Genomic DNA, 15,206 nt, shown 5'->3' on the forward strand with positions numbered 1-15,206 from the left:
GTTTATATTGTAGACAGTCTAAAAGTAAGTAATTTGAGGGGCAAGTAATATGTCAGATGAGAGAAGAAGTAAAAGTGGTAAAGTTGACGCTAGTGATGAAGTGCTGCAATGGGTAACCTTTAAGTTACAAAATGAAACTTACGGTATTAATGTTATGCAGGTGCAAGAGGTTTTACGTTATAGTGAAATTGCTCCGGTACCTGGTGCCCCTCTTTATGTACTTGGTATCATAAATTTGCGCGGTAATGTTGTTACTGTTATTGATACCCGCTGTCGATTTGGTTTAGAGCCTTGTGATATTACCGATAATACCCGTGTGGTGGTTATCGAATCGGAAAAACAAGTGATAGGGATCTTAGTTGATAGTGTTGCTGAAGTTGTCTATTTAAAGTCTTCAGAAATAGATGATGCACCCAACGTTGGTAATGAAGAAAGTGCTCAGTTCATCCAAGGGGTATCAAACCGTGATGGTGAATTACTTATTTTAGTAGATTTAGATAAACTACTTTCAGACGATGAGTGGGATGAACTCAAGCAATTTTAATGCTATTATTTTCAGCGCTAGATATTGTTGACCTAAGTTTAAGCCGGTATATACAAAGTTTTCACTTATTCACTTATACGTTTAAATTTATTTAAGGCAAAAATCACCAATGTCATTGTTAGCGGTCCCGATAATTGCTGTGTTAGCGCTATTCCTTGTAGTGCTTTCTAGTACGGTGTTTTTTATCTATTTAACTAAGCTTAAAGGTAAATTATCTATGCTGGAAATAAAAATGCAAAGCGCTGTTTTATTCGTTGACGAATTACAAAGCTTAAATAACAAGTTACAGCAAGAGTTTGAGCTCATGGCGAGTAATAGTGAGCAGTTTTCTATCGAAAATAGTCAAGTCTCGAAACAATTAGAGCATAGTATTAAAAAACTACAGCAGCAAGCTATTGAGCAACAGCAGCTATTAAGCCAATGGCAAGAGAGCCAAGGACAGAATAAATTTTATAATCGTGCTTTTAAATTAGCAGCAAAGGGTGCCAATATAGAGGAAATTATCAGTGAATGTGAATTACCTCGAGCAGAAGTTGAAATGTTGCTTTCAGTCTACCAACAACGTGCTCGCTCTCAGTAAATAATTGCCAGCAACGTTTACTAAATGAAAGTAAATATAGTAAAACTGCGCTGAAACGTTATTCACCCAACAATTGATTTCATGTTAAACTGCCGTCGTTTTCTCATACATATCATGTAACGGCAAGGAACTTAGCCCTGTGAGCTCAGCTATAACCCCATATTTTCGACTCTTGATACTTGTTATTATTATTACTCTTGCTGGTTGTACGTCGACACCAAAACAGCAAGAGCAAGACAATTTTTATGATGACGCTAGCTTAAGTGACTCTAGAGATCCCTTTGAAGCGATTAACAGACCCTTTTGGACTTTTACTTGGGATTATGTCGATAAGTATATTGCAAAACCCTCATCAGAAGTTTACACAACGTACACACCGCCATTTTTACGGACTGGCTTATACAATATGGCGTTAAATTTAAACGAACCTTCAAGTATTATTAATAATGTCTTGCAGTTAAAGTTTACTGCTGCGGCTAAAAACACCGGTAGATTTGTTCTTAATTCAACGATTGGTTTATTTGGCTTTTATGATCCTGCCAGTGATTATGACTGGTCTGGAGAGCAAGAAGAGTTTGGTGAAGTATTAGGTATTTACGGAATTGGCGATGGACCCTATATTGTTATCCCAGGTTTGGGGCCTAGTTCTGTTCGTGAAGAAGTGGGGGATTACGTCGATGGTCTTTATTGGCCCCTGGTTGTTATTAATTTTTGGCCTAATATTGCCCGCTTAGGCATATTAGGTTTAGAAAAGAGAGCAGCCGTCCGAGATCAAGAGCAGTTAGTTACCGAGTCCGAAGATCCCTATGAATTTATTAAAAATGCATATTTCCAAAATATGAATTATAAACTTTACGACGGTAATCCTCCTATCATCATTAATGAAGCAGAAGAAGACGAAATAGATGCCTTACTTGATGATTTTTATGAGAGCTACTAGCTCATAGTCTTTTATTAATAAATAGAATAAACGAGTACCTATGCCGATAACAATTTGTTAGAATTGCGGCAATTTTTTTAGATACACTATATTGGAATAATTAAATGAATATCATTGAAGGTTCGTTTGAAGCAAAAGGCAAAAAATTTGCTATTGTAGTATCACGTTTTAATCACTTTATTGTTGATAGTTTGTTAGACGGCGCAATTGACGCGCTAAAACGCCATGGTAATGTTAATGATAACGATATCACCGTAGTTCGTGTACCGGGGGCATATGAGTTACCGCTAGCGGCTAAAAAATTGGCAGCAAAAGATACGTTTGATGCCATTATTGCTATTGGCGCAGTTATCCGTGGTGGTACCCCTCACTTTGAATTTGTTGCTGGTGAGTGTAATAAAGGTTTAGCACAAGTTTGTTTAGACGCTGAAATTCCCGTTGCCTTTGGTGTGATTACCACCGACTCTATTGAACAAGCAATTGAACGAGCTGGTACTAAGGCCGGTAATAAAGGCGCTGAAGCAGCTCTTAGCGCATTAGAAATGGTAAATGTTTTAGCTAAAATTTAATGTTCTAACTTTACCCCTAACATTATTCCTAAACTTAACAAAAGTGGCAACCTATTGTGAAACCGTCTCCTAGAAGAAAAGCCCGTGAGTTAGCCGTACAAGCTATCTATTCATGGCAAGTTAGTAAAAACCCAGTAAATGATATTGAAGCTAATTTTATTGTAGATAACAGCAAACGCCGTTTTGATACTGAATACTTTCAATTATTATTACGCGGTGTAACCGCCAATATTAGTGATATAGATGCGGCTATTTCCCCTCATGTTGATCGTCCGCTTAAGGATATTGATCAAGTGGAGAAGGCGATACTACGTGTGGCAGTGTTTGAGCTGAAAGATTGTACTGATGTACCTTATCGTGTGGTGATAAATGAAGCTATAGAGTTAGCTAAGTCATTTGCTGCTGATGATAGCCATAAGTTTGTTAACGGTGTTTTAGATAAAACCGTCAAGTTAATTCGTCCTCAAGATTAATCTATTCGTAGCAATTTATTAGTATCAATCTATTAGTAACTAAAGGCTTAGCATGAAAGAGTTCGAGTTAATTAAACATTTCTTCACCAAACAAAAAGTTAAGCGTAAAGATGTTGAGCTTGGTATAGGAGATGATTGCGCTGTTTTAGCACCTATTGAAAATCAAAATATAGTGGTAACGACAGATACATTAGTAGCTGGCGTACATTTTCCCTTTGATACTAGCCCTAGAGCCATTGGCCATAAGTCGGTAGCGGTAAATTTATCTGATATTGCCGCAATGGGGGCTAAGCCAAGTTGGTTGTCTTTAGCGTTAACGATACCGGAGGTGGATGAAAATTGGCTAAAAGAGTTTTGTGAAGGTGTCTTTGAATTATGTGAGTTTTACAATGTAGAGCTCATTGGCGGAGATACTACTCAAGGACCATTAAGTATTACTATTACCGCGCAGGGATTGACGCCTAAAGGCAGTTATTTATCACGATCTGGTGCTAAAGCGGGGGACTGGCTTTATGTTACCGGTGAACTCGGTGATGCAGCATTAGCTTTACAGCAAATTACCGGTAAAGTCGATATTGAGCCACAGTTTACTAGCATTTTAAGAAAAAAACTTGATTATCCAAAGCCAAGGATTTTGGCCGGACAAACGCTGCGTGAATATGCTTCGGCAGCGATAGATCTTTCCGATGGATTAATGGCTGATTTGGGACATATATGTCAAGCATCCAATGTCGGCGCTAATGTCGTGCTCGATGCCTTACCTATTTCGACTATCATGCGAGATAGTCTTCTCAGTGATGATGCCATCGCCTTGGCATTATCGGGAGGCGATGATTATGAACTCTTATTTACCGTATCTGAAGATAACAAGGTGGGGATGGAAACTGCAATGTCTCATGCAGGGACACCGATTACGTGTATAGGACAAATGAATGCCTCCCAAACTATTTCAACCACATTAAATAATAAAGCTATACCTATCAATACTGCTGGTTTTGAGCATTTCACCGAATAGCTTCTTTTAGCAATTTACTAATCAATCACTAATAAATTAAGCAGTTAATTATATGTCGGCTAAAAATAAACCGGTTAAGTTTAATCTTGCCAATCCAATTCAGTTTTTAGCGTTAGGTTTTGGTAGCGGTTTAGCCCCTAAAGCACCTGGAACCTTTGGTACGCTGGCCGCGGTGCCTATATTCCTACTTATGAGTGGCTTGACGCCATTAATATATGCCTTACTGGTCTTAGTTGTTTGCATCTCGGGTATTTATATCTGTGGCAAAGCGGCTAGTGATGTTGGTGTACATGATCATGGCGCAATTGTTTGGGATGAGTTCGCTGGATTTTTTATAACTATGTTCATGGTACCTGTGAGTTGGCAGAGTGTCTTGGTCGGTTTTGTTTTATTTAGAATATTTGATATTGCTAAGCCTTGGCCAATATCCATAGCAGATAAAAAGCTAACGGGTGGCTTTGGTATCATGTTTGATGATGTACTCGCAGGTTTATTTGCCCTAGTAATCATGCACCTTATTTTCTAATCATTTAAGACACTTTTAATTATCATGCTTTATCACACGCTAACGGCTAAGACTTTAGTTAGCCAGCAAGGGCTTATTTGACTATCATTACTTTAGAACAATAGTATTTTCACCACTTTTACGCTAAGTTTAAAGCAGGTAATAAGTGCAGTTGATGATAAGTAATGGCTTTTATAGCAATTCTATCAAATCTATTCCCAGTTAATAGCTATGTCAGAGCTTCACAATAGTGCTGAAATTGGTTAGAACCAGTCATCTATAATGAATTTAACGCTGTTAGTAGTGCGCTGACAACTTGAAAAAGAGCGGGTTGTTAAAGACCTAAAGGCGGCTTACTGATTGATAACAGCGGTTTATTAGTAAACAGTAACTTACCGGTAAGGCTTTAAATCCTCTTTGAGCAGGGAATAATTAAATAAACCTGCTATTACCGCAAAATATTTAGCCCAATTACTTGTTTTTTTCAGCACTGCCCTCAGGTCTATTATTAAGTAGCACATTATTTTTAAGTAAAGTGTCATTTAGGTAAAATAGTCATTAAGTAACAGTAAAAAAGGAATACCTATGAAAATAAATCTTTCTGGTCATCACGTAGAAGTTACTGATTCAATCAAAGAATATATCGAAGAAAAATTCTCAAAAATAGCCAACCATTTTCCAACATTAATAGCCTTAGACGTCATTCTTTCTAAAGAGCACCATAAACATCAAGTTGAGCTATCAACAAGTTATGAAGGCGGACGAATTTCTGCAACGGGTTTAGACGCGGTTATGTTTCCGGCTATTGCGGCTGCAGCAAAAAAATTAGACGCGGCACTAAAACACAGAAAAGGGCAACTAAAAGCCAATTTACATGAAAAACCAGGTGCGACAACCCCTGAAATAGCCCATGAAAAAATACAAGAAATGAACTTGTCATAACATTGATATCATTTAGACACCAGAAAAGCTGCTGAACCTTGTTCGCAGCTTTTTTTTTAGCATATTTCTGACTTTTTGCTAAGTAACCTGAACTCTGCATAAGCAGCACTTGCTCAATATTCCCCTTTATCCGATGCTCAGCGTTAACACGTCGATAAATAACCCGTTATTCATAAATGTTTTACCTTGATAATCGAATAAATTGAAACATTGATAGTGTATATTGCTACTTAATCTTGTATATTTTGTTCTTAACAACCGTAAGTCGTTGTTTTTACTTAACCATCAAGCACTCATTATCCAGAGTTCAGGTTAAGTAGTACAAATAATTACTGTTATGACGACTCGCTGTGTAATAATCAAAGCCATTAATATTAAAAGCATTAACCCACAAGGAATTTTTGATGCTAAAACGCTTTTTAAGACAACCCCATAGCTCTTTATTTACAACCAGTAAACTTGCATTGGTGGTATTGTTTTCCCTGACACTAAGTGCTTGTGGTAAAACAGAAGTTAAGGTAAAACCACCAGCGCCAGCTGTTTCTGTCTACTCAGTTAAAGCACAAGCCATTGGTGGATATCGTGAGTTTGTCGCACGAACAGAAGCTTTCAAAGAGGCTGACTTACGCGCCCGTGTTGAAGGGGAGTTAATTGCCCGTCATTTTAGAGAAGGCACTAATGTTGAAAAGGGTCAAGTATTATTAGAAATCGACCCCGCAGCATACAAGGCAGCATTATCAGCAGCAAAGGCAGATTTAAGCGCTAGAATATCAGGAGAAGAAAATGCCAAGCGTAACTTAAAGCGAGCCAATAAACTTATTAATGATGGTTATATTTCTCAATCTGACTATGACAGGTTAACCACAGAAGAGTCACAAGCTAAATCAGCGGTTAAAGCTGCAGCAGCGTCACTTGAAAAAGCTGAACTTGATTTGAGCTATACCACAATCAAAGCACCTTTTACTGGCCGTATCGGTAAAGTAAATTACAATATCGGCAATATTGTTGGCCCAACAAGTAGCCCTTTAGCAACCTTGATTATAAGTGACCCTATTTATGTAAGCTTCCAAGTTGAAGAAAGCTTTTACATTTCTTATTTGCAAGAAAATCAGGGCGCAAGAACTGGCAACAAAGGTGAATTTGAGCTATCGCTACGTCTGCCAAATAATTCTACCTATCAAGAAAAAGGCAAGTTCGATTTTGCCGATACTAAAATTTCCCAAGGTATGGGTACCGTTGAACTGCGAACTATTTTTCCTAATCCTAGAGATATCATATTACCAGGACTATTTGTCACCTTGATTGTTGAAACACGAGATAAAGAGCAAATGGCACTAATTCCACAAGCGGCAGTACAACAAAATCAACAAGGTAAATTTGTCTTAATTGTCGGCAAAGATAATAAGGTCAAATTACGTCACGTGGTCTTAGGGCGCCGAATTAATGCCATGTGGGTTGTTGAAAAAGGTGTTGCTATTGGTGAGCAAGTGATAGTTGAAGGCTTACAAAAAGTTCGCCCTGGTGTTGAAGTTAATGGCGTTAAAAAACAGGTTAATCCACTAACGGGCACAATCACAGATTTTAATGATAAAGCAACAAATCCTGATAAAGCCAATGATGTAAATATTAGCTCAAACGCTGCAGTCAATAAGTAAACAAGGACGATTTTATGATCAGTAAAGTTTTTATCAACCGCCCTAAATTTGCGTTTGTTATCTCTATTGTTATCACGCTTGCCGGCTTAATTGCCATGAGTGTGTTACCAGTAAATATGTATCCAGAAATAACACCAACTCAAGTTCAAATCTCTGCCATCTATCCAGGAGCCAGTGCGCAAGTGGTGGAAGAGTCAGTTATTAGGCCGATTGAAGAACAAATTAATGGTGTAGAAGATATGATGTATATCGAATCTTCTGCTTCCAATAATGGCAGTGCTATTATTACGGTATTTTTCAAAGTCGGTACCGATGGCGATATTGCCCAAGTTAACGTGCAAAATAGAGTCGCCTTAGCGAGCAGCTCTTTACCTGCCGAGGTCATTCGTCAAGGGGTTGATGTTAAGAAAAAATCTAGTTCAATGTTGTTAGGTATTAACTTGTTTTCAGAACAAGAAGGTATTGACCAACTCTTTTTAAGTAATTATGCCACTAACTATTTAACTGAGCCTTTAGGCCGTATTCCTGGTGTTGCCTCAGCAGAAATTATGGGTGAAATGACCTATAGCATGCGTGTCTGGCTAAACCCAGAACGCATGGCATCGTTAAGTATTACCGTCACTGAAGTACGGCAGGCATTAGAAGAGCAAAATATGATTGTGGCTGCCGGTAAATTTGGGGCTAGCCCATCGTTACCGAACCAACAGTTCGAGTACTCTATTCAAGCCACAGGGCGTTTACAAACGCCAGAGGAGTTTGGCCAAATCATAATCCGTGCTCAGCTTAATGGTAACTTTATTCGTTTAAGTGATATTGCTCGTTTGGAATTAGGTGCCGAAGATTACTCAACACAAGCAAGGTTAAATGGTAAAGAAACCGCCTTTCTTGTTATCTACCAACTACCTGATTCTAATGCTACTGAAGTCGCTTCGTTAGTTAAGGCAGAAATGGAGAATCTAGCGCAGCGATTCCCTGATGGCCTACAGTATATTATCCCATTCGATACCACTAAGTTTATCGATCGCTCCATGGAAGAAGTGATGGTGACGCTATTTCAAGCGATAGCCTTAGTGGTCTTAGTAGTGTTTTTATTCCTGCAAAATTGGCGTGCCGCCATCATTCCAACCTTAGCAATCCCTGTTTCACTAATAGGTACTTTTGCTTTTATGCTGCTGATGGGTTATTCAATTAACACCATTACCTTATTTGGTTTAGTCCTTGCCATCGGTATTGTGGTAGATGATGCTATTATCGTCATCGAAAATGTTGAGCGAATCTTAAAAGAAGAGCAGTTGCCCATTAAAGAAGCGGTAACCAAAGCGATGGAGCAAGTCTCAGGACCTATTATAGCGACAACCTTAGTACTGCTTGCGGTTTTTGTGCCCGTGGGTTTTATGCCAGGTATTACCGGGGAATTATATAAACAATTCTCAGTGACTATTTCATTTGCGGTAATCATTTCTTCAATTAATGCCTTAACTTTAAGCCCGGCACTTTGTATTGTCTTATTAAGCGCTGAAAAAATGAAACCCATTCGTTGGTTAATACCCTTTGAACGTCTTATTACTAAGGTCACTGGCAGCTATACCAAAGCCGTTGCTTTTATGCTTAAACGACTTACCCGAGTAGGTCTGTTTGTCGGTTTGATTTTTATTGGCGCAGGTTGGTTAACAACTTCTGTACCAACAGCATTTTTGCCTGCTGAAGATCAAGGCTACCTTTTTGTCAATGTACAGCTACCTGATGCTGCATCAAGTAATCGTACTCAGGCGGTATTGGATAAGATCACCCCCATCATTTTAAACGATGCAGCCGTTGATGATATTATTACCGTGTCAGGATTTTCACTGCTTGGTGGCGCCGGCTCAAATAATGGTCTGGCAATTATTATCCTGAAAGACTGGGACGAGCGTACCGCGCCTGAATTAGGACTAAAGCAGTTGATTCCACGGTTAATGGGGCAATTATGGTCTATGCCTGAAGCGCAAATTATGGTGTTTAATCCGCCGCCTATACCGGGTCTTGGTAATAGTTCAGGTTTTGAATTTAAATTACAAGACAGTGAAGGCCGAGATCCAGCCGAGTTAGCGCAAGTGATGAATGGTCTTATATATGAGGCGAATCAAAGGCCTGAATTAACACGGGTATTTAGTACCTTTAGAGCTAATGTGCCGCAGTACTTTTTAGAAGTAGACCGTAATAAAGCCAAAGCACAAGGTGTCGCTTTGTCTGATATATTCTCTACTTTACAAGCGCAATTAGGCTCTTTATATATTAATGACTTTAGTCAATTTGGCCGAACCTATCGTGTCACTATCCAAGCGGAAAGTAAGTTTCGAAAAGACCCCTCAGACTTGCGTTATTACTATGTCCGCAATAAAGATAATGAAATGGTACCATTAACAACCTTGGCAACCATTAAACCTATTTTAGGGCCAACAACTATTAGTCACTTTAACTTGTATCGTAGTGCTAGTATCACAGGTAATGCCGCTCCTGGCTTTTCATCCGGACAGGCTATTGATGTTATGGAAGAGCTAGCGAGTAAATTGCCGCAAGGTTATATTTACGAATGGGCGGGACAGTCTAAACAAGAATTAGAAGCAGGCAACTTAGCGATTATCTTATTTAGTTTAGCTATCCTCTTTGTTTACCTATTTTTAGTGGCCCAGTATGAAAGTTGGACTATTCCCTTTTCGGTCTTAGCGGCAGTACCGTTAGCGTTATTTGGCTCGATGTTGGCACTTTATACCGTGGGTATGGCAAATAACATCTATGCGCAAGTGGGTTTGGTATTATTGATCGGACTGTCGACTAAAACCGCCATTTTGATTGTTGAGTTTGCCATGGAACAAAGAGCGGCAGGTGAGACCATCATGAATTCAGCGCTTAATGCCGCAAGAATGCGTTTTCGTGCGGTATTGATGACAGCTTTTTCCTTTATTCTCGGTGTGTTACCCCTAGTATTTGCTACCGGTGCCGGTGCAGGTAGTCGCGTCTCTCTTGGTGTCACCGTACTCTCAGGTATGATCGCAGCAACGCTGTTTGGTACCTTACTGGTACCTTATTTCTATCTAGTGATTCAGCGCATGCGAGAAAAATTTAAAGGTCATACTGATATAACTTAACGGTTTTACTAAGTTGCAGTAAGTTATAGCACTAAAAAAGGGCACCTTAATAGGTGCCCTTTTTATTTGTTTACGCTAAGTTTTAGATGAGACTCTAGCCACTAGTAAGAGATATTAACCAGATAGTGAAGCAGCTATTATTGCTCTACTATTTCACCTTGTTCAGCATTATTATCTTGCTCAGCAAGTTTAGCTCTATCGGCTTTTGATACGTATTTAGGTTTATTAGGGGTATGCAATTTAGCATTCATTTTTTTTATCTTCTTATTCAAAATATTATTCATTTTCTTTTTTCTGTTCATCTTTTTATCTCTACATATAAACTAAAATTTATTTTGGCTGTGCGTTACTAAAATTTACTACCAAGGCTAATAAGCTCTTAGTGGCAACTAACTGAATTGACTTGCTATAACTACCACAAGCATCAAAGGAATATAGGGGTATAACACCGTTGGTTTTAATGAATTACTAACATACTCGCTAATAAGTACCTTGCTAGTTGGACGATTCATTTGCCACTGTTTATACATTAAATAAGGTTGCATTGACTCAGAGGTCTGTTCAGCTTCATTTAGCACTAATTTATCTTCTATCACCATTATCGCATTTGCAGTGCGACACTGAAAGGTTTTCCAAATTCCTTCTTGTAACCAGAGCACAGCTAATAGCGTTAAGCTAACCAACATTGTTATGGCAAAGGTAAAGGTCAACAAGGTGATAGTGGTGGCAACAAGCTTGATAATTAAAGCGTAATGTTCATAATTTTCATGACTGTTATGTAAGGTTTGCCATTGCTGGAGTAATAACTGTTTTGAAACTGTCGTCATAGGGTTGCATACCATTGTTTTTATATACTCAAACTACTTCAAACTGCATGATTCAGTTGGAATTAGAAACGTATTAGGCAAGGTATTGATTGAAGAGAATGGTTATTCCCTTGTCCAAAATCAATAACGCTGGATAAAACGTTTCTAAACCAACCCTTTGGGGGCTGCTGAGTAACTCATGCCCGTCGTTGCACCTGTTTTTAAGGGAAGAACCATTAATAAAAAGGTGCGCCTTGATCATGAATTACTCAACAGTCCTGAACAAGCATTTTGAAGTCGCTTGAGTATATACTGGGGTTGAGCAAAAAATACTGTTATTATGCGCGCAATATCTTTCTCATGAAAGTTTCTTATCTTTGTATTGAAAGTTTTCTTATCATTTGGCTCGCGTTTGGCAGAGCTATTTAGTCCATAGGCGGTTACCTTGAGCACAAATCCTACAACATCTTCTTTAGCTTTCTCATCATTAAGCTTAAAAGAGGAGTTAGTTAAAAACTTATCGTCCCTTGGCTATGAGAAAATGACACCCATTCAAGCGAAAACATTACCTGAATTGCTTAAGGGCAAAGATGTTATTGGCGAAGCAAAAACCGGCTCAGGTAAAACCGCAGCTTTTGGTTTAGCCTTACTTAACAAACTAGACGTTAAAAAGTTTCGCATTCAATCAATGGTGATTTGTCCAACCCGTGAACTGGCTGACCAAGTGGCGAAAGAGTTGAGAAAACTAGCACGTGGTATTCATAATATTAAAATATTGACACTTTGTGGCGGTACACCCTTTGGTCCACAAATTGGTTCTTTAGAGCATGGTGCCCATGTTATTGTTGGTACCCCGGGTCGCCTTGAAGAACACGTTATAAAAGGTACCTTACAATTAGAACATTTAAACTTGTTAGTGCTAGATGAAGCTGACCGTATGTTAGAAATGGGCTTTCAAGCGGCACTTGACAATATTGTTGGACGTACACCACTTGACCGTCAAACGTTACTTTTTAGTGCTACCTTTCCAGACCAAATTCAGTCTATTAGCGAAAGTATCATGACCGATCCAGTAATGGTTAAAATCGCTGCTAGTGAAGACCAATCAACTATCAGTCAAATGTTTTTTAAAGTCGGCAGCGATGAAGACCGTTTAGACGCGTTACGTTTGTTGTTATTAGATAAGCAAGTTGAATCGACCGTTATTTTTTGTAATACCAAAAAAGAAACCCAGCAAGTTGCCGAGAGCTTACATTTTGATGGCTTTAGCGTCTTGGCTTTACATGGTGATTTAGAGCAACGTGATAGAGATCAAACCTTATTACGCTTTGCCAATAAAAGTGCTTCAATTCTTGTCGCGACTGACGTTGCCGCACGTGGTTTAGATATCGACAGTTTAGACCTAGTGATTAATTACCATATTGCCCGTGATAGTGAGGTGCATGTACACAGAATTGGTCGTACAGGGCGTGCCGGCAGTAAAGGTTTAGCTTATTCACTCTTTAGTGATAAAGAAAGCTATAAAGTCGGCTTACTTGAAGATTATCTTGACGCCGTGATCACCCCTGAGCCATTACCATCATTAGCCGTACTGGCTAATGAACGTCCACAAGCTAAAATGGCGACCATTCAAATTGATGGTGGTAAAAAGCAAAAAGTACGTCCAGGTGATATCTTAGGCGCGCTTACCGGTGATAATGGCATCAAGGGCTCACAAGTGGGCAAAATTTCAGTACACGATAACAAAGCCTATGTTGCCGTTGCTAAAGGCGCATTGAAATTAGCGTTAAGAAAATTAGCCAAAGGCAAAATGAAAGGGCGAACTTTTAATGCACGTCACTTAACGGTTTAATTAGCCAGTTAGTCAATCTATAAAGCCTAATGAAAAAAGCCTACCAAGAGCTGCTTGCTAACCAGCAGCTTGATTTTGATCCGGCTCAAACTCAAGCCATCGATGCTTTAGTTTTACTCTCCGAGCAACTTGTCACTAGAAAAAGCACAGCTAAACACCGTCAGGGCTCGGTGAGAGGTTTATATTTTCATGGCCGAGTAGGGCGGGGTAAAACTATGCTGATGGATTTATTTTATCAGCAACTTGCCATAAAAAATAAAAAACGCATTCATTTCCATCACTTTATGGAAAGTGTTCACCAGCAACTGGCTCAGTTAACCGGACAATCAGAGCCGCTTAGCCATATTGCTAAAGCGTGGGCAAAAAACATTGATCTATTATGCTTTGATGAATTTTTTGTTACCGATATTGGTGATGCTATGCTGCTTAGTGGTTTATTTTCGGCACTATTTAGTCAAGGTGTGACGCTTGTTGCTACCTCTAATTGTCGGCCTGAGCAGCTGTATCGTAATGGCTTACAAAGAGAGCGCTTCCTACCCACTATCGCTTTGCTCAAGCAATATTGTCAGGTTATCTCTATTGATGGTGAAGTGGATCATAGACGAAGTAACCTGGCTAAAAATGCCATTTATACTAATTATTTTTTATTAGCTAACCAAGGTGAGAAAAAATTAAATGCCCGCTATAAAAGTCTAACAAAGACCGAGCAGTTAGTTGCTGGCGAAATAGAGATTAATCACCGACCGCTGAGTTATTTAGCTCAAAGTGATCAGGTTATTTTTTTCGACTTTTTTGCTCTGTGTTCAGGTCCCCGTAGTCAGCGAGACTATATGGCGCTAGCGCAAGACTTCTCCACGGTATTTATTGCTAACGTACCGCAATTTTCAGGTGAATTAGTACCGGCGGTATTTTCAGGCGTTGAAGATAGTTATCAACGTAGCGGTGTTTTAATGGGAGATTTACAGCTACTTGATGACGAAGCGCGAAGATTTATTGCCCTTGTTGATGAGTTCTACGATCAAAAGGTCAACTTAATTGTTAGTGCTGCAGTTGATATCTTTGACCTTTATCAGGGGCAGCAACTTGCCTTTGAATTTCAGCGGTGTCAGTCTCGATTAATGGAAATGCAAAACGGCTGACAATTTCCTATTAAAACTAAAAAACTAATAACTGGTCAATTTGACTAATTAGATTACATTTTATTAGCCTCCTTATATTGATTTTTCTTTATCCGTTTGATATTTATATAAAAATAAACTTGGCACTATGCTTGTAAAGCCCTACAGGTAATTGTAATCAATAGACTCGCTCAACGGGTACTAACCCCCGCTGACTTTAATTTCATAAGGATAGAAACATGACTTACTTTCATCGCACCTTACTAGCAAGTGCACTCACGGTCTCACTGGCATCATCAACGATATATGCCCACCAATCATGTGATGTTGATTTATCGGCCAGCTTCACTATCAACCCTAACGCCATTGAGTTTTTACATGATGAAGGCGAAAATGATGGTGAAATGCGTAGTTTATATAAAATTATCCAGGGTGAAAAACTTATCATTGCTAAGCAAAGTATTGCGCTAACCGATACTCAGCAAGCATTGCTGCGAAAGTATGATGAAAAAATTCGCCAGCTAGTCCCGCAAGTTAAAAGTGTTGCCATTGAAGGTGTTGATTTGGCGGTAGAAGGGGTTAATCTTGCTTTTAATGCGCTATTGGGTGAAGGTAACAGCGTCGCCGCTGATTTGACCCAAGAGTTAACCAAAATACGAGCTCAAATTGTCGCCAACCTATCCATTGAAGATGGCATTTATGTCGGTATTGATGGTTTAGCCAGCGAAGAGTTACTTGGTAAAGATTTTGAGCAACGTATTGAGTCGGTAGTGGAAAAAGCAGTGTTAAACTCTATGGGCAGCATCTTAATTGCCATGGGCCAGCGCATGGTAGCAGCAGATGGTGAGCAGCAAAGTTTTGTAACACGATTGGAAAATTTTTCCGATACCATTGAGCAAGAGATGACAGCTAGGGTTGCTAAAATTGAACAAAAGGCCCTGGCACTTTGTCTCAGTATTGCTGAAGTGGATGCGCTAGAAGAGCAACTGAAAGATGAAATTAAGCTGCTTGCTCATATCAATGTTTTTACCGTGACAGTTGCCCATGATAAGGATGAGCATCATGCAAGCGCAAAGTAG

The 15,206-nt window shown here is 39.2% G+C and carries 15 protein-coding genes; 13 read left to right on the forward strand and 2 right to left on the reverse strand.

The window, feature by feature from the left end; all coding sequences use genetic code 11:
* Window positions 1–49: 49 nt before the first annotated feature.
* The 10 genes from MTCD1_RS09605 (at window position 50) to MTCD1_RS09650 (ending at window position 10,351) form a co-directional block, all read left to right on the forward strand.
* Window positions 50–544, forward strand: coding sequence for a chemotaxis protein CheW (locus MTCD1_RS09605; RefSeq protein WP_057180231.1), 495 nt, complete (start codon window positions 50–52; stop codon window positions 542–544).
* A 109-nt stretch (window positions 545–653) separates the two neighbouring features.
* Entirely contained in the window at window positions 654–1,124 is a 471-nt protein-coding gene (locus MTCD1_RS09610; protein ID WP_057180233.1) for a DUF2802 domain-containing protein, read from the forward strand.
* 139 nt (window positions 1,125–1,263) lie between these two features.
* On the forward strand, window positions 1,264–2,064 hold the full coding sequence (locus MTCD1_RS09615) for an MlaA family lipoprotein (RefSeq protein ID WP_057180235.1): 801 nt from the start codon (window positions 1,264–1,266) through the stop codon (window positions 2,062–2,064).
* Window positions 2,065–2,168: 104 nt separating this feature from the next.
* Window positions 2,169–2,633 carry a 6,7-dimethyl-8-ribityllumazine synthase gene (ribH, locus tag MTCD1_RS09620; RefSeq protein ID WP_057180237.1) on the forward strand — a complete coding sequence of 155 codons (465 nt, stop codon included), beginning with the start codon at window positions 2,169–2,171 and terminating at the stop codon, window positions 2,631–2,633.
* A gap of 56 nt (window positions 2,634–2,689) precedes the next feature.
* Window positions 2,690–3,106 carry a transcription antitermination factor NusB gene (gene nusB / locus MTCD1_RS09625; RefSeq protein ID WP_057180239.1) on the forward strand — a complete coding sequence of 139 codons (417 nt, stop codon included), beginning with the start codon at window positions 2,690–2,692 and terminating at the stop codon, window positions 3,104–3,106.
* Window positions 3,107–3,158: 52 nt separating this feature from the next.
* Window positions 3,159–4,121, forward strand: a complete 963-nt coding sequence (thiL, locus tag MTCD1_RS09630; protein WP_057180241.1) for a thiamine-phosphate kinase — start codon at window positions 3,159–3,161, stop codon at window positions 4,119–4,121.
* Window positions 4,122–4,173: 52 nt separating this feature from the next.
* Window positions 4,174–4,647, forward strand: coding sequence for a phosphatidylglycerophosphatase A family protein (locus MTCD1_RS09635; protein ID WP_057180243.1), 474 nt, complete (start codon window positions 4,174–4,176; stop codon window positions 4,645–4,647).
* A 564-nt stretch (window positions 4,648–5,211) separates the two neighbouring features.
* Window positions 5,212–5,568 carry a ribosome hibernation-promoting factor, HPF/YfiA family gene (hpf, locus tag MTCD1_RS09640; RefSeq protein ID WP_057180245.1) on the forward strand — a complete coding sequence of 119 codons (357 nt, stop codon included), beginning with the start codon at window positions 5,212–5,214 and terminating at the stop codon, window positions 5,566–5,568.
* A gap of 404 nt (window positions 5,569–5,972) precedes the next feature.
* Window positions 5,973–7,223 carry an efflux RND transporter periplasmic adaptor subunit gene (locus MTCD1_RS09645; RefSeq protein ID WP_057180246.1) on the forward strand — a complete coding sequence of 417 codons (1,251 nt, stop codon included), beginning with the start codon at window positions 5,973–5,975 and terminating at the stop codon, window positions 7,221–7,223.
* A gap of 14 nt (window positions 7,224–7,237) precedes the next feature.
* Window positions 7,238–10,351 carry an efflux RND transporter permease subunit gene (locus tag MTCD1_RS09650; RefSeq protein ID WP_057180247.1) on the forward strand — a complete coding sequence of 1,038 codons (3,114 nt, stop codon included), beginning with the start codon at window positions 7,238–7,240 and terminating at the stop codon, window positions 10,349–10,351.
* A gap of 137 nt (window positions 10,352–10,488) precedes the next feature.
* Here MTCD1_RS09650 and MTCD1_RS09655 read toward each other — a convergent pair whose 3' ends face one another.
* Both MTCD1_RS09655 and MTCD1_RS09660 read right to left on the reverse strand, forming a co-directional pair.
* Window positions 10,489–10,653 (reverse strand): DUF2986 domain-containing protein, encoded by a 165-nt coding sequence (locus tag MTCD1_RS09655; RefSeq protein ID WP_082606447.1) that lies wholly within the window; start codon window positions 10,651–10,653, stop codon window positions 10,489–10,491.
* Between the two features lie 87 nt (window positions 10,654–10,740).
* Window positions 10,741–11,178, reverse strand: a complete 438-nt coding sequence (locus MTCD1_RS09660) for a hypothetical protein (protein WP_057180249.1) — start codon at window positions 11,176–11,178, stop codon at window positions 10,741–10,743.
* Window positions 11,179–11,602: 424 nt separating this feature from the next.
* On the opposite strand from MTCD1_RS09660, the gene dbpA reads away from it, so the two are divergent.
* The 3 genes from dbpA to MTCD1_RS09680 all read left to right on the forward strand — a co-directional run bounded on the left by dbpA (window position 11,603) and on the right by MTCD1_RS09680 (window position 15,206).
* Entirely contained in the window at window positions 11,603–13,009 is a 1,407-nt protein-coding gene (gene dbpA / locus MTCD1_RS09670; protein ID WP_057180251.1) for an ATP-dependent RNA helicase DbpA, read from the forward strand.
* 29 nt (window positions 13,010–13,038) lie between these two features.
* A complete protein-coding gene (zapE, locus tag MTCD1_RS09675) occupies window positions 13,039–14,148 on the forward strand; it encodes a cell division protein ZapE (protein ID WP_057180253.1) in 1,110 nt (369 codons plus the stop codon).
* Window positions 14,149–14,366: 218 nt separating this feature from the next.
* On the forward strand, window positions 14,367–15,206 hold the full coding sequence (locus tag MTCD1_RS09680) for a DUF2884 family protein (RefSeq protein ID WP_057180254.1): 840 nt from the start codon (window positions 14,367–14,369) through the stop codon (window positions 15,204–15,206).

The sequence above is a fragment of the Colwellia marinimaniae genome, from assembly GCF_002207865.1.
Taxonomy (GTDB): Bacteria; Pseudomonadota; Gammaproteobacteria; order Enterobacterales; family Alteromonadaceae; genus Colwellia; species Colwellia marinimaniae.